The organism is Streptomyces sp. NPDC087845 (assembly GCF_044742755.1).
GTDB lineage: Bacteria > Actinomycetota > Actinomycetes > Streptomycetales > Streptomycetaceae > Streptomyces.
This window is the reverse complement of the sequence record NZ_JBIUVC010000001.1, coordinates 688904-705102: the sequence shown is the minus strand read 5'-3', so window position 1 is coordinate 705102 and position 16199 is coordinate 688904. Positions and strand designations below refer to the sequence as shown.

Here is a 16199-nt window from a genome sequence, read left to right as displayed (position 1 = left end):
GACAGGGTGTCAGCCGGTCAGGAGTTCAGGTAGGTCAGTACTGCCAGTACCCGGCGGTGATCCCCGTCACTGGGGGACAGGCCGAGTTTCAGGAAGATATTGCTGACGTGCTTCTCCACGGCGCCGTCGCTCACCACCAGCTGCTTGGCCACCGCGGAGTTGGTCCGCCCCTCCGCCATCAGGCCGAGCACCTCGCGCTCGCGCGGCGTCAGCCCGGCCAGGACGTCCTGTTTACGGCTGCGGCCCAGCAGCTGGGCCACCACTTCCGGGTCCAGCGCCGTGCCGCCCTGCGCCACCCGGACCACCGCGTCCACGAACTCCCGGACCTCGGCGACCCGGTCCTTGAGCAGATACCCGACACCCCGGCTGGATCCGGCCAGCAGCTCGGTGGCGTACTGCTCCTCGACGTACTGCGAAAGGACCAGGACTCCGATCCCGGGGTAGTCCTTGCGCAGCCGCACGGCCGCCCGCACGCCCTCGTCGGTGTGGGTGGGCGGCATCCGCACGTCGGCGACCACCACATCGGGCAGCGCGTCCTCTCCCGCGAGATCGTGCACCGTCTTGATCAGTGCCTCGGCGTCTCCGACCCCGGCGACCACGTCATGCCCGAGATCGGTCAGCAGCCGGGTGAGCCCTTCCCGGAGCAGTACCGAATCCTCGGCTATGACTACCCGCACTCTGTCCTCCACCATGACGCCGTATCCCCCACTGCTCGCTGGTCCTCGTACGGTATCCAGCATCCCAGTATCGGCAGTGCTGTGTCCCCGGCCGCCGTACTGGCTCGAAATCGAGCCTGTACGGCGGCCGGGGACGAGAGGGCGTGGAGCGGGCCGCGGACCTGGGGGTTCGGTCGCGGCCCGGTGCGGGTGGGCTTCAGCCGCGCCACGGCAGCTCGGCCGTGATCCGCGTCGGACCGCCCTGCGGGGAATCCACGACGAGGACGCCGTCCACCGCGTCCAGCCGCTCGGTCAGCCCGGCCAGCCCGCTGCCCGACGACACATCGGCGCCGCCGCGCCCGTTGTCGGTGACCTGGAGCATCAGCCGGTTCGCGGCCCGCCACACGTCGACCGACGCATGGGTCGCGTGCGCGTGCTTGCTCACGTTCTGCAGCAGCTCGGAGACCGTGAAGTACGCGATCCCCTCGATCGCCTGGGCGGGCCGGGACGCCAGGTCCACCTCGACCGTCACGGGGACGGTGCAGCGGGAGGCGATGGCGGAGAGTGCGGCGTCGAGTCCGCGGTCGGTGAGGACGGCGGGGTGGATGCCGCGGGCGAGGTCGCGGAGTTCCTGGAGGGCGACCTTGACCTCGCCGTGGGCCTCGTCGACCATGCGGGCCGCGGCTTCGGGGTCGTCCGTCAGTTTCTCCTTCGCCAGGCCCAGATCCATGGCGAGGGCGACGAGCCGGGCCTGTGCGCCGTCGTGCAGGTCGCGCTCGATGCGGCGCAGGTCGGCGGCGGCCGTGTCGACGACCACCCCGCGGTCCGACTCCAGCTCCGAGACGCGCGTCGCCAGCCGGGACGGCCCGAGCAGCCCGGCCACCATCACCCGGTCCACGCTCGTCAGACCGCGGATGATCCACGGGGTGATGAGGACGACCACCAGACCGCACACGGCGGTCGCGGCCAGCTCGAAGGTGGAGTCGAGGTAGATCTGGCGGTGGTCGTCGCCGTACAGCTGAATGCCCTGGACCCCCACGGCCGTCGGGAAGATCCAGTGCCACAGCGGGTAGGTGAGGGCGGCCCACCCGTACGACCAGAACGTCAGCGAGACGACGAAGGCGAAGACCGCCCACGGGAAGTGCAGCAGCGCGTAGAGCAGATGCCGCCAGGACACCCCGCTCTTCAGGACCGCGCCCACCCAGGACATCAGACCGCCGGTCCGGCCGCGCACGGGCGCCGGCTCGGCCACCTCCAGCCCCAGCAGTCCGCGCGCCCGAGCCCGCTCCAGCGCGCCGAAACCGCGGCACATCGCCAGCGTGCCGGCCAGGATCGGGACGCCGAGGAAGGTGATCAGCATGCCGATGCCCAGCGACGTCAGGGCGATCGAGAGGCTGAACAGGATCGTGCTGATCGGCAGGCCCAGCAGCAGATAGCCGAACTCGCGCCAGGTCCTGCCCTCCAACGGCGCGCGCAGCGCGGCGGGGAGGAAGTGCTTCACCGGGGGACGGCCCCCGAAACCGGCTCCGGACCGCTGGTGGTCCCGAGTGTCCGGTCCGTATGCCGTGGCCATGGATGCTGTCCGTTTCGTCTCGGGGGGCCGGTTTCTCCGGCGGTTTCACGGTTCCGGGTTCCGGGGCGGGTTCCACGGTTCCGGGTTCCGGGGTTTCGGCTGGTACGTCAAGGGTGCCGGGTCGCGGGCCCGCCCACCATGAGGGCGGTATCCCTCTTCGGCCGGGGGTTTTCCCCACCCCCCGAGGGGGCCTAGGGATGCCCGGCGGCCCGGTCGGCGTCCCGGTCCCGCCAGGGCAGTTCCGCGGTGACGGTCGTGGGGCCGCCGACCGGGGAGTCCAGGACGAACAGCCCGTCGACGGCGCCCAGCCGTTCGGCCAGCCCGGCCATGCCCGTACCACCGTCCATCCGGGCCCCGCCCCGCCCGTCGTCGGTGACCTGGAGCAGCAGCCGGTCCGCCGACCGCCACACCTCCACGGACGCCGAGCGTGCCCCGCTGTGCTTGCTCACGTTCTGCAGCAGCTCCGAGACCGTGAAGTACGCGATCCCCTCGATCGCCTCCGCCGGACGCGCCGGAAGATCCACCCCCACCGTCACGGGGACGGTGCAGCGGGAGGCGATGGCGGAGAGTGCGGCGTCGAGTCCGCGGTCGGTGAGGACGGCGGGGTGGATGCCGCGGGCGAGGTCGCGGAGTTCCTGGAGGGCGACCTTGATCTCGCCGTGGGCCTCGTCGACCATGCGGGCCGCGGCTTCGGGGTCGTCCGTCAGTTTCTCCTTCGCCAGGCCCAGGCCCATGGCGAGGGCGACGAGCCGGGCCTGTGCGCCGTCGTGCAGGTCGCGCTCGATGCGGCGCAGGTCGGCGGCGGCCGTGTCGACGACCACCCCCCGGCCCGACTCCAGCTCGGCGATCCTGCGCTCCAGCTCGTCGGAGGGGGAGAGCAGCCCGCGCGCCATCGCCCGGTCGGCATGGGTGAGGAACCGTGCGATGTAGGGGAGCACCGGCCACAGCACGAAGAGGCTCACCAGCGTCACGGTGAAGGTGAGCACGCCCCAGGGCAGCCGGATGAAGGAGTACAGCACCGCCCGCCAGCCCACCGGGTCCTTGAGGCTCGACCACAGCCAGGGGAAGAAGCCCTGGGCCGGGCGGGACAGCTCCATCGGGCTGGGTTCGTCGACCCGCACCCCGAGCATCGCCCGCGCCCGGCCCCGCTCCGCCCTGCCGATCAGCCGCGCCCCGTGCAGCCCGGCAGCGAGGAAGGGCAGGCCGACCACGGTGACCGAGAGCCCCACGCCGACGCCGATCATGAACACTGTGTAAAGAAACCCGGCCACAGCCATGGGGAGGTTGGCCAGGAGATAGGCGATTTCCTTCCACGTCCGCCGATCGAGGGCGAAGCGGGCGGGCGGTGGGCGGTCGTTGTCGGGCAGGGGGCTCATGGTCATACGCCCAGCCTGCCGGGCGAGGGCCCGCGCACGCCATGGGGCTCGTGGGTGGCGTGAAGTAGGGATAACCCCACCCGTTGCCCGACGCGGCTGCTTACCCTCTCTTTAACAGGGCCTAGACTCCCGTGCGTACAGATCGTCGAACGGGTTTGAGAGAGCGAGGGGCGGACGTGGCGGACCTGCCGGAATCGACCGTTCTCGCGTCGGACTATTTCCACAGCTATTCCGTGGTCGGACTGCTCGCCGTGATCGGCGTGCTGTTCGTCGCCGTCGCCTTCGGGGCGGGCCGGCTGCTGCGCCCCGTGGTTCCCACGCCGGAAAAGCTCCTGACGTACGAGTGCGGCGTGGACCCGGTGGGTGAAGGATGGGCACATACCCAGGTCCGTTATTACGTCTATGCCTTCCTGTACGTGATCTTCGCCGTCGACTCGATCTTCCTGTTCCCGTGGGCGACCGTATTCGCCGCACCCGGATACGGGGCGACGACTCTGGTGGAGATGTTCATCTTCCTCGGTTTCCTGGCCGTAGGACTGCTCTACGCATGGAAGAAGGGCGTCCTCGAATGGACGTGACGAGCGCTCTGCCCCCCGAGCACCGGCCCACGACGCAGCCGGGACCGGAGCAGGAGCCCGGGGCGGGATCCGAACCGCAGCCCGCTCCGACGTTCCTGCCGGAGCCCAAGCGGCTCGGCGTCCTGTCGCGCCTGGCTCCCGAGCCGATGAAGGTGGTCCTGAACTGGGGCCGCCGCTACAGCCTCTGGGTCTTCAACTTCGGGCTCGCCTGCTGCGCCATCGAATTCATCGCCGCCTCCATGGCCCGGCACGACTTCATCCGGCTCGGCGTGATCCCCTTCGCCCCCGGCCCGCGCCAGGCCGACCTCATGATCGTCTCCGGCACGGTGACGGACAAGATGGCTCCGGCCGTGAAGCGGCTGTACGAGCAGATGCCCGAGCCCAAGTACGTCATCTCCTTCGGCGCCTGCTCCAACTGCGGCGGCCCCTACTGGGACTCGTACTCCGTGACGAAGGGCGTCGACCAGATCATTCCGGTCGATGTCTACGTACCCGGCTGCCCGCCCCGGCCGGAGGCGCTCCTCCAGGGCATCCTCAAGCTCCAGGAGAAGATCGCCCGCGAGTCGCTGGGCGACCGGTACGCGACGGGCGGCGACAGCCGTCCCTCCACCACCGCACTGCGCAGCGGCCTGGTCGCCGCCCCGCCGGCACCGGGGGAGGACCGCGCATGACCGGCACCCCTGTCGGCGCCGCCGACGACGCCTACGACTACGACCGCCTGCCGGACGCCGCCGCCGAGTTCTTCGGCGCGGAGGCGACCGCCGCGTACGCGTACGACCTGCTGACCGTCGACGTACCGGCCGCCTCCTGGACCGCCGCCCTCGAAACGGCCCGCGACCGGCTGGGCTGCACCTATTTCGACTGGCTGAGCGCGGTCGACGAACCGGGTACCGGCTTCCGGGTCTGCGCGCACGTCGCGGCCCTGGCCGAGGGCAGGATCCGCCGCCTGCTGATCCGTACGACCGTGCCGCACGAGGCGGCCGTCCTCCCCACCGCCATCGACATCTACGCGGGCGCCGCCTGGCACGAACGCGAGACGCACGAGATGTTCGGCATCGGCTTCGAGGGCCACCCGCATCTGGTGCCGCTGCTGCTGCCCGAGGGCTTCGAGGGCCACCCGCTGCGCAAGGACTTCGTCCTGGCGGCACGCGTCGCGAAGGCCTGGCCGGGCGCGAAGGAGCCGGGCGAGTCGGAGCACGGCGGCCCGAAGCGGCGCACGATGCTGCCGCCCGGCGTCCCCGACCCGAACGAATGGGGCCCCTTGAAGGGCCAGCTCCCGCCCGCCCCGTCCCGCCCGGCGCGCGCCGCACGCGCGGCGGGCGACCGCCCGGTACGCCGTACCCGGAGCGCGAGCGAGGGCTCGGCCGGCCAGCGGGCGGAGGCAGCCGCACCGGCAGCCGGAGCCGAGACCACGCCTCCCGCACCCCCGCGCCGCACCCGCAGCGCCTCCCAGGGCTCGGCGAGCCAGCAGCGCGAAGCGCCGAAGCCGACCACGGGTACGGGTACGGAGCCGAGCACCGGGGCGGGGGCGGCGGAGCCGAGCACCGGAAGCACCGATGCTCCCTGGCACCACGCCCGCCCGGCTTTCGACACCACCCCCGAACCGCCCGCGGTACCGGGTGCGCCGGGTACCTCCGGTGCGCCTGGTACCTCTGGCACCCCCGGTACCTCTGGCACCCCAGATGCCTCTCAGCCACGCGGCACGACGGACGCCCCAGGCGCCCCGGATGCTCCGGACACCTCAGGCACCCCAGGCGCCCCGGAGCAGCCCGGCACCCCGCCCTCGCCCGCCGCTCCCGAGCAGTCCGAAACCGAAACCGAAACCCCCGACCGCCCCGCCGGAGGCGATACCGCGTGAACGACGTACTCGACGTCGCCCTCCGGCTCGTCATCGTCTTCGCCGTGTTCATGGTCCTCCCCCTCGTCGTGGGACAGACCGAGCACAAGGTGATGGCCCACATGCAGGGCCGCCTCGGACCCATGTACGCGGGCGGCTTCCACGGCTGGGCCCAGCTCGTCGCCGACGGTGTGAAGTTCGCGCAGAAGGAAGACATCGTCCCGGCCGGGGCCGACCGCCGTATCTTCCAGCTCGCACCGGCCGTCGCGCTGCTCCCGTACCTCCTCGTGCTCGTCGCCATCCCGATCGGTCCGAGCGAGGGCGCGGTCGGCCAGGTCGTCGACGCGGGCATCTTCTTCGTGCTCGCCGTGATGGGCGTCGGAGTGCTCGGCTCGCTCATGGCGGGCTGGGCCTCGGCCAACAAGTTCTCCCTGCTCGGGGGCCTGCGTACCGCCGCCCAGCTGCTCGCGTACGAACTGCCGATGCTGCTCGCCGCCGCCTCCGTCGCGATGGCGGCCGGCACCGTCTCCCTCCCGGGCATCCTCAACGCCTTCGAGTGGTGGTGGCTGCCCTGGCAGATCGTCGGCGCCCTGGTCTTCTTCGTGGCCGGACTCGCCGAGCTGCAACGCCCGCCGTTCGACATGCCGATCGCCGACTCGGAGATCATCTTCGGTGCGTACACCGAGTACACCGGCCTCCGCTTCGCGCTGTTCCTGCTCGCCGAGTACGCCGGCATCGTCGTGCTGTGCGGACTGACCACCGTCCTCTTCCTCGGCGGCTGGCACGGCCCGTTCGGCGCCGACGGACTCGGCTGGGTCTGGACGCTCCTCAAGACCGCGGCCCTCGCCTTCGTCATCATCTGGCTGCGCGTGAGCTACCCGCGGCTGCGCGAGGACCAGCTCCAGAAGCTCGCCTGGACCACGCTCATCCCGCTCGCCCTCGCGCAGATCGCGCTCACCGGCATCGTGAAGGTGGCGATCAACTGATGACCGCGTCGCTCCCGCCCTCCTCGCCCCGCATCCCCGGCTCCGGTCTGGCCAAGGGCCTGGCCGTCACGCTGCGGACGATGACGAGGAAGTCGGTCACCGCCCAGTACCCGGACGTCCAGCCGGAGCTCCCGCCCCGGTCCCGCGGAGTCATCGCCCTGTTCGAGGAGAACTGCACGGTCTGCATGCTCTGCGCCCGTGAGTGCCCGGACTGGTGCATCTACATCGACTCCCACAAGGAGACGGTGCCCGCCGCGGTTCCGGGCGGCCGGGAGCGCAGCCGCAACGTCCTCGACCGCTTCGCGATCGACTTCTCGCTCTGCATGTACTGCGGTATCTGCATCGAGGTGTGCCCCTTCGACGCACTGTTCTGGTCACCGGAGTTCGAGTACGCGGAGACGGACATCCTCGAACTCACCCACGAGCGCGACAAGCTCCGCGCATGGATGTGGACGGTGCCGGAACCACCCGCGCTCGACCCGGGCGCCGAGGAGCCGAAGGAGATCGCCGCCGCCCGCAAGACGGCGGAGAAGCTCGAAGCCCAGCGCGCCAAGGAGGCGCAGGAAGCCCAGCAGGCCCGAGCGGCCCAGCAGATCCAGCAGGACCGGAAGGAAGAGGGGGAGGAGTGACACTCGCAGCCGCCGCAGCCCACTCCGCCCACTCCGGCTTCCTCTCCCCGACCGGCATCGAGATCGCCTTCGTCCTCGTCGGCATCGCCACCTTCGGCGCGGCCCTCGTCACCGTCACGACCAAGCAGCTGGTGCATGCCGCCCTCTGGCTGGTCGCGGCGCTCGGCGGGCTCGCCGTCGAGTACCTCCTGCTCACCGCGGAGTTCATCGCCTGGGTACAGGTACTGATCTACGTCGGTTCCGTGGTCGTCCTCCTTCTCTTCGGGCTGATGCTCACCAAGGCCCCCATCGGCCGCTCCCCGGACGCCGATTCGGGCAACCGCTGGGCAGCCCTCGGCGTGGCGGTGGCCTCCGCCGGCACGCTCGTCTGGGTCGTCGTCGACGCCTTCCGCACCACCTGGATCGACCTGGGCGGACCGGCCCAGGGCTCCACCGAAGTGACCGGCGCCTTCCTCTTCCGGCACTGGGTGCTGCCGTTCGAGGCGCTCTCCGTCCTGCTGCTCGCCGCCCTCGTCGGTGCGATCGTCCTGTCCCGCAAGCGCGGTAAGGAGCAGAGCTGATGCACCTCGCCTATCCCGCCGTGCTCGCCGTCCTCCTCTTCTGCACCGGGCTGTACGGAGTGCTCGCCCGCCGCAACGCGATCCTGGTCCTGATGTCCGTCGAGCTGATGCTCAACGCCGTCAACCTCAACCTGGTCGCCTTCGACGTCTGGCTCCGCGACACCCTGCACTCCGGCCAGGCCCTCACCCTCTTCACCATCGCCGTCGCGGCGGCCGAGATCGGCATCGGCCTGGCCATCGTCCTCGCCGTCTACCGCAACCGCGGCAGCTCGGACATCGACCGCCTCCGCGACACCGCCGAGACCGACGCCGCCGAAACCCTCCCCGGCGACGAGGCCGATGAGGACGACGAGACCGAAGGCACCGAAGACCAGGCCACTGCTCCGGCAGGGAAGGCAAAGAAGGCAGAGGCCACCACGTGACCACCACGACCCTCGCCGTCCTCGTCCCCCTCCTTCCGTTCCTGGGCGCCGCGGCCGGCCTCCTTCTCGGACGCACCGCCCCCGGTTACGTACGGCCCCTCGCCGTACTGCCGACCCTCGCCGCCTTCGTGCTCGCCGTCGCCGTCGCCTCGCGCCAGGGCGGCGGACGGGCCATCGACGCGGCGACCCGGCTCACCCCCACCGGCTCCGTCCCGATCGACCTCGCCCTGCACCTCGACGGCTTCGCGGTCCTCGTCGCCGTCCTGGTCGGGCTCGTCGCGACCTGCGTGCAGATCTACTCGACCGCCTATCTGCGCGACGACCCCCGCTACCCCTCGTACGCGGCCCTCATCTCCCTCTTCACCTCCGCGATGCTGCTCGTCGTCTACTCCGGCGACCTGATGGTGCTCCTGGTCGGCTGGGAGATCATGGGCATCTGCTCGTACTTCCTCGTGGGCCACTACTGGGAGACGTCCGAGGCCCGCGCCGCCTCCCTCAAGGCATTCCTGGTCACCAAGCTCGGCGACGTCCCCTTCCTGATCGGGCTGTTCGCACTCGCCGCCGACACCGGCTCGTTCCGCATCACCCGCATCCTGGGCGCCGTCGCGAACGGCGGCCTGGACCACCCCACCCTCATCGCCCTGCTGCTCCTCGCGGGTGTCGCGGGCAAGTCCGCGCAGTTCCCCCTGCACACCTGGCTGCCCGACGCGATGGCCGGCCCCACCCCCGTCTCCGCGCTGATCCACGCCGCGACGATGGTCGCCGCCGGCATCTACTTCGTGGCCCGGCTCCTTCCCGTCTTCGCCCAGTCGGGCGCGGCCCTCGTCGTCCTCGCCGTGATGGCGGCGGTCACGATGATCGGGTCGGGGATCGCCGCCCTCGCCCAGGACGACATCAAGCGCGTCCTCGCGTACTCGACGATCGGCCAGCTCGGCTACATGTCCGGCGCCCTCGCCGTCGGCGACCGCGGGGCCGCCGTCTTCCACCTCCTCTCGCACGGCGCGTTCAAGGCCGTCCTCTTCCTCGCCGCGGGCGTCGTCATCCACGCCGCCGGAACCAACTCGCTGGCCGCCATGTCCCGCATGGGCGGCCTGGCGAAGCGCATCCCGGACGCCTACTGGACGATGACCGTCGCCCTCCTCGCGCTCGCCGCCATCCCGCCGTTCGCCGGCTTCTTCTCCAAGGAAGCCGTCCTCGTCGCCGCCGAACACACCGCATTCGGGGACCGGCACGTCGCCCCGGCCGCCGCCGGCTGGACCGTCCTCGTCGCCGGGCTGCTGGCCGCCGTCCTCACCGCCGCGTACGCCATCCGGCTGTGGCTCCTCGCCTTCCGGGGCCGCGGCGCCGAGGCACCCGACCACGGCAGGCAGCCCGTCGCGATGACCGCCGTCCTCTGGGTCCTCGCCGTCCCCACCATCGCCTTCGGACTGACCGTCGGCGCGATCACCGACTGGTTCGACGGCCACAGCCTCACGCCGTCCCTGACCACGGCCGTCCTCTCCACGGGCGCCGGCCTCGTCGGCGGCCTCGTCACCTACGGTGCCTGGCGCCACACCTCGGCCCTCGCCGCCCGTACGCCCGCGGGCACGGTCGTGGCCCACCCCGAGGCCGAACCCGCCCTCGTCGAGGCCCAGGCCATGTCGGCGCACACCGCCGCCTACGGCAGCTACGGGGACGCCCCCGACCCGGCCGACCCCGGCCGCCTGCTGCTCGGCCCGCTCCACCGCCACGCCGCCGCGGGCTTCCACCTCGACGCCCTGTACACGGCCCTGTTCGTCCACCCCGTCCAAGCCGCGGCGAGCCTCGTCCGCTTCCTGGACCGAGAGGTCGTCGACACCTACGTACGCGGCTCCGGCACCGGCGCACGCTGGCTCGGCACCGCCGTCCGCCGCGCCCAGACGGGCAATGTGCAGACCTACCTCAGCGCACTGCTCGCCGGTTCGCTGGTCCTGGCGATCGCCGCCGTCGTTTTTGCCAACGTCAACGCCGGGTCGTGAGCCGTGATCGATATCAGTGAATCCGTGATGCAGTTCCTTCTCGCGTTCATCGTCGTCGCCCCGCTCCTCGGGGCCGTGGCAGCTCTGCTGCCGGCCCCGCCCGGGCTGAAGGGCAGCAGCCCCGAGCAGGCCGTGCTCCGCCACGGTGTGACCGTCACCGGTGCGATCCTCGTCGCCACGATCGTCCTCGCCGCGGGCTTCGACCACGACCACCCGTCGAAGATGCAGGCCACCACCGACATCAGCTGGATCCCGGCGCTCGACGTCCGCATCCACCTCGGCATCGACGGCATCTCGCTCCCCCTTCTCGTACTGACCGCGCTGCTGACCTTCCTCTGCGCGCTCTACAGCTACTTCAAGCTGCCCGCGGGCCCCTCCCCGAAGGCCTTCGTCGCACTCGTCCTCGTCCTGGAGTCCGGCACTCTCGCGACCTTCGCCGTCCTCGATCTGCTGCTGTTCTTCCTGGCGTTCGAGATGGTGCTCATCCCGATGTACTTCCTCATCGCCCGCTGGGGCGGTGCGCAGAAGCAGGCCGCCGCCTGGAAGTTCATCCTCTACACACTGCTCGGCTCGGTCGTCATGCTGCTGGGCCTGCTCCTCATCGGACTGAAGAGCGGCACCTTCGACATGGTGGCACTCGCCACTGACAACGGCCGTGGGCTCACCTCGTCCGTGCAGGTCATCGCCGTTCTGGCGATCGGCGTCGGGCTCGCCGTGAAGACCCCGATGTGGCCGCTGCACAGCTGGCTCCCGGACGCCCACACCGCCGCCCCGACCGTCGGCTCGGTCCTGCTCGCGGGCGTCCTGCTGAAGATGGGTACGTACGGATTCGTCCGCATCCTGCTCCCCATCACCCCCGACGGCATGCACACCTTCGCGCCCTACCTCGCCGCCTTCGCGGTGGTCGGCATCGTCTACGGATCGCTCGCCTGCCTGGCGCTGGCACGCCCCGGCTCCAAGGGCGACCTCAAGCGCCTGATCGCGTACTCCTCCGTCGGCCACATGGGCTTCGTGCTCCTCGGCATCGCGAGCATGACCCCCACCGGAGTCAACGGCGCGCTCTTCGCCAACATCGCCCACGGCCTCATCACCGGCCTGCTGTTCTTCCTGGTCGGCGCGGTCAAGGACCGGTACGGCACCGCGGACCTCGACACCCTCTCCGGCGCCACCGGAGCCGCGCTCTACGGCCGGGCCCCCCGCCTCGGCGGCCTCCTCGCGTTCGCGGCCGTCGCCTCCCTGGGCCTGCCCGGGCTCGCCGGGTTCTGGGGAGAGATGCTCGCCCTGTTCGGCTCCTTCGACCCCGCCGACGGACTCAGCCGCCCCGCCTTCCTCACCTTCATGTCGATCGCCGCGTTCGGCACCCTGCTCACCGCCGCGTACATGCTGATCGTCGTACGCCGCGTCTGCATGGGCGAGAAGCGCGAGGAGCCGCAGCGGTTCGCCGACGTCCAGACGTACGAATTCGCCGCCTGGACCCCGCTCGTCGCCCTCACCGTCCTCGCCGGCCTGTGGCCCGCCGTCCTCCTCGGCCTCACCGACCCGGCCGTGCAGAAGCTCCTCGCAGGAGGCAAGTCGTGACCTCAGCCGTCGTCACCACAGCGGCCGACAGCACCACCAGCCTCGTCCAGACCATCGACTGGCTCGCGATCGCGCCCCCGGTCGTGGTGGCGGCCGTCGCCCTGATCGTCCTGGTCGCCGACCTCTTCCTCCCCGCGGAACGCAAGCCGCTCCTCGGCTGGCTCACCATGGCCGGACTTGTCGCCGGACTCGCCCTCCTCGTCCCGCTGCGCGCGGGCGACCACTCCACCTTCTGCCTGACCGCGGCCACCACCGGCACCGGTACCACCGGGGCCTGCAGCTACACCGCCGACCACTTCGCCCTCGTCATCCAGGCCCTCGTACTCGGCGGCGCCCTGCTGACCGCCCTGCTCTCCCTCGGGGACACCCGCAGACTCCCCGCCGGCGAGTTCTGGTTCCTGCTGCTCTCCTCCGCTTCGGGCGCCGCGCTCCTGCCGGCCGCCCGCGACCTCGCCACCCTCGTCGTCGCCCTCGAAGTCGCCTCGCTGCCCGCCTTCGCCCTCGTCGGCATCAAGCGCGGCGACCGGCGGTCCTCCGAGGCCGCGCTGAAATTCTTCCTCTCCTCCGTCGTCGCCACCGCCGTCATGCTGCTCGGCGTCAGCTTCGTGTACGCGACCACCGGCACCCTGCACCTCACGGAGATCGCCGCCCGGCTCGACGACGTACCGGGACAGCTCGACACCCTCGCCCGGACGGGCGTCGTCCTCACCCTGGTCGGCTTCGCCTTCAAGACGGCCGCCGCGCCCTTCCACTTCTGGGTGCCCGACACCTACGTCGGCGCCCCCCTGCCGGTCGCCGCCTACCTCTCGGTCGTCGGGAAGGCCGTCGGCTTCTCCGGCCTCATCCTCGTCACCGTGATCGCGTTCCCGGCGTACGCGGACGTCTGGGGACCGGCCCTCGCCGTCCTCGCCGCACTCACCATGACGATCGGCAACGTCGCCGCCCTGCGCCAGAGCGCCACCCGCGTCCGCAGCGCCGTACGCCTGCTCGCCTGGTCGTCCGTCGCCCAGGCCGGCTACCTCCTGGTGCCGATCGCCGCCGCCGCGTACTCCAGCGACGAACACATCGGCTCGACGGTCGCGTACGCCCTCATGTACGCCGTCGTGAACCTCGGCGCCTTCGCGGTGGCCGCCCTCGTCGCCCGTACGAATCCCGGGAACCGGATCTCCGACTACCGCGGCCTGTACGCCACCCGCCCCCTCACCGCCCTCGCGATGGCGTTCTTCCTGCTCTGCCTGGCCGGTCTGCCGCCCGGCATCGTCGGCCTCTTCGCCAAGGTCACGGTCTTCTCCGCGGCCGTCGACGCGGGACTCGGCTGGCTCGCGGTCGTCATGGCCGTCAACGTGGTGATCGCGCTCTACTACTACCTGGGGTGGACCGCGACGCTCTTCCGCGCCCCCGAAGAGGCCCCGGCGCGTGCCCCGGCGGACGAGGCCGCGCCCGCGGACGCCGCCGCACCCGCCCCCACCAGGCACCACGCCGCGACGCCCGTCACCCTCGCGATCGCGCTCACCGCGGTCGTCGGCGTCGTACTCTCCGGCGCTCCGCAGACGATCCTCCGGTTCGCCGCCGTGAATCTCTTCTGACGTACTCAAGATCGGTTTGCCCGGGACGGTCCGCACAGGGCAAGGTCATGCCCGCACATCCCCACACACGCACCCACATCCCAGAGGAGCCAGAGCAGTGCTGAACGGGTTCAAGGACTTCATCCTGCGCGGAAACGTCATCTCCATGGCCATCGGGCTGGCCGTCGGAGCCGCGTTCACCGCAGTCGTCACCGGATTCAGCACCGCCTTCATCACCCCGCTGATCGGCCTCGCCACCGGCTCCGTCGGCGACTTCAGCTCGGCGCAGTTCTCGGTCGAGGGCGCCATCTTCCCGTACGGGAAGTTCCTGGCCGCCGCCATCGCCTTCCTGATCACGGCCGCGGTGCTCTACTTCGGCGTCGTCGTCCCCATGGCGAAGGTCCAGAACCGTTTCTCCAAGGCGGAGGAGAAGGTCGACATCAAGGCCGCCCTGCGCGACTGCCCCCGCTGCTACACCGAGATCCCGGCCATCGCCTCCCGCTGCGCCCACTGCACCAGCGAGATCAAGCCGGACCCCGAGGCCCTCGCCGTCGCCGGACTTCCCGCCCAGCGCTGAGCGGTCCGGCCCGGACGGCTCAGCGCGCAGCCCCTCGGGGCCTGCCCGGCGAATCACGGCCGGACAGGCCCTGACCCGTTCGGCCCAGAGCCCGATTGGGCCGTCGGCGCCGGGCAGGCCCTGCCCCGCGGCCGCGCACACAAGGGAACTAGCTCTCCTCGCCTGGCGTTGACCTGTACGGGAGGCTCCACTGGGGGAGTGGAGACCACCAAGCAAAGGGTTCCCCTGCCGCACCACTTGGAGGGCGTACCGTGCACCGCCGGCACAACGGGCTGAAAACCGCCGTACTCCTCGGGGGCTTGTCCGCACTCATCATCGTCATCGGAAGCTTCTTCGGACGTACGGGCCTGATCGTCGCGCTCCTCGTAGCCGTCGGCACCAACGCCTACGCGTACTGGAACAGCGACAAGCTGGCGCTCAGGGCCATGCGTGCCCGCCCCGTCAGCGAATTCGAGGCGCCACAGCTCTACCGCATGGTCCGCGAGCTCTCGACGGCCGCCCGCCAGCCGATGCCCCGGCTCTACATCTCCCCGACCCAGGCCCCCAACGCCTTCGCCACCGGCCGCAACCCGCGCAACGCGGCGGTCTGCTGCACCGAGGGCATCCTCCAGATCCTGGACGAGCGAGAGCTGCGCGGCGTCCTCGGCCACGAGCTGAGCCATGTCTACAACCGCGACATCCTGATCTCGTCCGTCGCCGGAGCGCTCGCCTCCGTCGTCATGTTCCTGGTCAACTTCGCCTGGCTGATTCCGGTCGGCCGGTCCAACGACGACGAGGGCCCCGGCCTCCTGGGCATGCTGATGATCATGATCCTCGGCCCGCTGGCGGCCTCCATCATCCAACTGGCCGTGAGCCGCTCCCGCGAGTACCAGGCCGACGCCTCGGGCGCCCAGCTGACCGGCGACCCGCTGGCCCTCGCCAGTGCCCTGCGAAAACTCGACGCAGGAACGAAACAGCTCCCGCTGCCTCCCGAGCCGAGGATCGAGACCGCGAGTCACATGATGATCGCGAACCCCTTCCGCCCCGGCCAGGGGATGTCCAAGATGTTCTCGACTCACCCGCCGATGGCGGAGCGCATCGCCCGACTGGAGCAGATGGCAGGTCATCGGCCGTGAAGACGGCCGGGGGAGGGGCGAACCGGGATCCCCGGCCGCGGGGATCCCCGGCCGCCGGCCCGGCGGCCCGGCAGGCACGAGACCTGCGGCGTCACCGCCGGCGCGAGACCTGCGGCGTCACCGGGCTCCGAACGCCTCGTCGGTCGTGACGACATCTCGCCCCAGCGGCATGAGGGAGATGGGGATCATCTTCAGGTTCGCCCAGCCGAAGGGGATGCCGATGATCGACAGGAACAGCGGGATGCTCGTGAGCAGGTGCCCCAGCGCCAGCCACCATCCGGCGAAGACGAGCCAGATCACGTTGCCCACGCACGAGGGCGCCCCCGCGTCGGGCCGCTCCACGGTCGTCCGGCCGAACGGCCACAGGACGTACCCCGCGATCCTCATCGAGGCGATGCCGAAGGGAATGGTCACGATGAGGATGAAGCAGATGAGTGCCGCGACCGCGTAGCCGAGAGCCATCCAGAAGCCGCAGAACACCACCCACAGGATGTTGAGGATCAACTGTAGAGGCTTCATGATCACTGCGCTCCGTCTCGCTCGTCCGCCGGCCCTGCTCCATGCCAGTATCAGGCCCGGACGCCGAGAGCCGGAACCCGAGGGGGCGGGAGAGGCCGCCCACGGTCCCGGTACCCGCGCCGACGGTCCCGGTACCCGCGCCGACGGTCCCGGTACCCGCGCCGACGGTCCCGGCACCCGCGCCGACGGGGATTGTCAGTGCCGCCGTCCACCATGAACCCATGAACGACA

Annotated in this window: 16 protein-coding genes; 12 read left to right on the top strand and 4 right to left on the bottom strand. The window is 71.0% G+C overall.

What is annotated here, in order from left to right; translation table 11 throughout:
* Nucleotides 1–17 precede the first annotated feature (17 nt).
* The 3 genes from ACIOMQ_RS03255 to ACIOMQ_RS03245 form a co-directional block, all read right to left on the bottom strand.
* Nucleotides 18–692: a response regulator transcription factor gene (locus ACIOMQ_RS03255; RefSeq protein ID WP_362195800.1), complete on the bottom strand. Its 675-nt coding sequence runs from the start codon at nt 690–692 to the stop codon at nt 18–20.
* A gap of 181 nt (nt 693–873) precedes the next feature.
* Nucleotides 874–2229 carry a sensor histidine kinase gene (locus ACIOMQ_RS03250; RefSeq protein ID WP_401937126.1) on the bottom strand — a complete coding sequence of 452 codons (1356 nt, stop codon included), beginning with the start codon at nt 2227–2229 and terminating at the stop codon, nt 874–876.
* 191 nt (nt 2230–2420) lie between these two features.
* Nucleotides 2421–3611, bottom strand: a complete 1191-nt coding sequence (locus ACIOMQ_RS03245) for a sensor histidine kinase (RefSeq protein ID WP_402187711.1) — start codon at nt 3609–3611, stop codon at nt 2421–2423.
* Between the two features lie 170 nt (nt 3612–3781).
* Between ACIOMQ_RS03245 and ACIOMQ_RS03240 the strand changes: the two genes are divergently transcribed.
* The 12 genes from ACIOMQ_RS03240 (at nt 3782) to htpX (ending at nt 15449) form a co-directional block, all read left to right on the top strand.
* Nucleotides 3782–4183, top strand: a complete 402-nt coding sequence (locus tag ACIOMQ_RS03240; protein WP_037689408.1) for an NADH-quinone oxidoreductase subunit A — start codon at nt 3782–3784, stop codon at nt 4181–4183.
* Nucleotides 4174–4854 (top strand): NADH-quinone oxidoreductase subunit NuoB, encoded by a 681-nt coding sequence (nuoB, locus tag ACIOMQ_RS03235; protein WP_362195809.1) that lies wholly within the window; start codon nt 4174–4176, stop codon nt 4852–4854. The genes ACIOMQ_RS03240 and nuoB overlap by 10 nt, the downstream gene beginning before the upstream one ends.
* On the top strand, nt 4851–6041 hold the full coding sequence (locus tag ACIOMQ_RS03230) for an NADH-quinone oxidoreductase subunit C (protein WP_402187709.1): 1191 nt from the start codon (nt 4851–4853) through the stop codon (nt 6039–6041). Before nuoB ends, ACIOMQ_RS03230 begins: the two co-directional genes overlap by 4 nt.
* Complete coding sequence (locus tag ACIOMQ_RS03225) at nt 6038–7006, top strand: complex I subunit 1 family protein (RefSeq protein WP_362195815.1); 969 nt, start codon at nt 6038–6040, stop codon at nt 7004–7006. Before ACIOMQ_RS03230 ends, ACIOMQ_RS03225 begins: the two co-directional genes overlap by 4 nt.
* The gene (locus tag ACIOMQ_RS03220) at nt 7006–7635 is read left to right on the top strand and encodes a NuoI/complex I 23 kDa subunit family protein (RefSeq protein WP_402187707.1); all 630 of its coding nucleotides are present in this window, start codon (nt 7006–7008) and stop codon (nt 7633–7635) included. The genes ACIOMQ_RS03225 and ACIOMQ_RS03220 overlap by 1 nt, the downstream gene beginning before the upstream one ends.
* Entirely contained in the window at nt 7632–8195 is a 564-nt protein-coding gene (locus tag ACIOMQ_RS03215) for an NADH-quinone oxidoreductase subunit J (RefSeq protein ID WP_401263187.1), read from the top strand. The genes ACIOMQ_RS03220 and ACIOMQ_RS03215 overlap by 4 nt, the downstream gene beginning before the upstream one ends.
* Nucleotides 8195–8617, top strand: a complete 423-nt coding sequence (gene nuoK, locus ACIOMQ_RS03210; RefSeq protein ID WP_362195824.1) for an NADH-quinone oxidoreductase subunit NuoK — start codon at nt 8195–8197, stop codon at nt 8615–8617. Before ACIOMQ_RS03215 ends, nuoK begins: the two co-directional genes overlap by 1 nt.
* Nucleotides 8614–10614, top strand: coding sequence for an NADH-quinone oxidoreductase subunit L (locus tag ACIOMQ_RS03205; RefSeq protein WP_401263189.1), 2001 nt, complete (start codon nt 8614–8616; stop codon nt 10612–10614). Before nuoK ends, ACIOMQ_RS03205 begins: the two co-directional genes overlap by 4 nt.
* A 27-nt stretch (nt 10615–10641) precedes the next feature.
* Nucleotides 10642–12192: a NuoM family protein gene (locus ACIOMQ_RS03200; protein WP_401753614.1), complete on the top strand. Its 1551-nt coding sequence runs from the start codon at nt 10642–10644 to the stop codon at nt 12190–12192.
* On the top strand, nt 12189–13778 hold the full coding sequence (locus tag ACIOMQ_RS03195; protein WP_402187704.1) for an NADH-quinone oxidoreductase subunit N: 1590 nt from the start codon (nt 12189–12191) through the stop codon (nt 13776–13778). Before ACIOMQ_RS03200 ends, ACIOMQ_RS03195 begins: the two co-directional genes overlap by 4 nt.
* A 97-nt stretch (nt 13779–13875) precedes the next feature.
* Complete coding sequence (mscL, locus tag ACIOMQ_RS03190) at nt 13876–14334, top strand: large conductance mechanosensitive channel protein MscL (RefSeq protein WP_362195836.1); 459 nt, start codon at nt 13876–13878, stop codon at nt 14332–14334.
* A gap of 251 nt (nt 14335–14585) precedes the next feature.
* Nucleotides 14586–15449 (top strand): zinc metalloprotease HtpX, encoded by an 864-nt coding sequence (htpX, locus tag ACIOMQ_RS03185; protein WP_362195839.1) that lies wholly within the window; start codon nt 14586–14588, stop codon nt 15447–15449.
* Between the two features lie 117 nt (nt 15450–15566).
* On the opposite strand, the gene ACIOMQ_RS03180 is transcribed toward htpX, so the two are convergent.
* A complete protein-coding gene (locus tag ACIOMQ_RS03180; protein WP_401753610.1) occupies nt 15567–15968 on the bottom strand; it encodes a YccF domain-containing protein in 402 nt (133 codons plus the stop codon).
* Nucleotides 15969–16199: the final 231 nt, after the last annotated feature.

Excerpts from the sequence above, each read along its gene's own strand:
- ACIOMQ_RS03255 (WP_362195800.1), bottom strand. The coding sequence starts at position 692 with ATGGTGGAGGACAGAGTGCGGGTAGTCATAGCCGAGGATTCGGTACTG.
- ACIOMQ_RS03245 (WP_402187711.1), bottom strand. The coding sequence starts at position 3,611 with ATGACCATGAGCCCCCTGCCCGACAACGACCGCCCACCGCCCGCCCGC.
- ACIOMQ_RS03250 (WP_401937126.1), bottom strand. The coding sequence starts at position 2,229 with ATGGCCACGGCATACGGACCGGACACTCGGGACCACCAGCGGTCCGGA.
- ACIOMQ_RS03230 (WP_402187709.1), top strand. The coding sequence starts at position 4,851 with ATGACCGGCACCCCTGTCGGCGCCGCCGACGACGCCTACGACTACGAC.
- ACIOMQ_RS03200 (WP_401753614.1), top strand. The coding sequence starts at position 10,642 with ATGCAGTTCCTTCTCGCGTTCATCGTCGTCGCCCCGCTCCTCGGGGCC.
- ACIOMQ_RS03180 (WP_401753610.1), bottom strand. The coding sequence starts at position 15,968 with ATGAAGCCTCTACAGTTGATCCTCAACATCCTGTGGGTGGTGTTCTGC.
- ACIOMQ_RS03220 (WP_402187707.1), top strand. The coding sequence starts at position 7,006 with ATGACCGCGTCGCTCCCGCCCTCCTCGCCCCGCATCCCCGGCTCCGGT.
- nuoK (WP_362195824.1), top strand. The coding sequence starts at position 8,195 with ATGCACCTCGCCTATCCCGCCGTGCTCGCCGTCCTCCTCTTCTGCACC.
- nuoB (WP_362195809.1), top strand. The coding sequence starts at position 4,174 with ATGGACGTGACGAGCGCTCTGCCCCCCGAGCACCGGCCCACGACGCAG.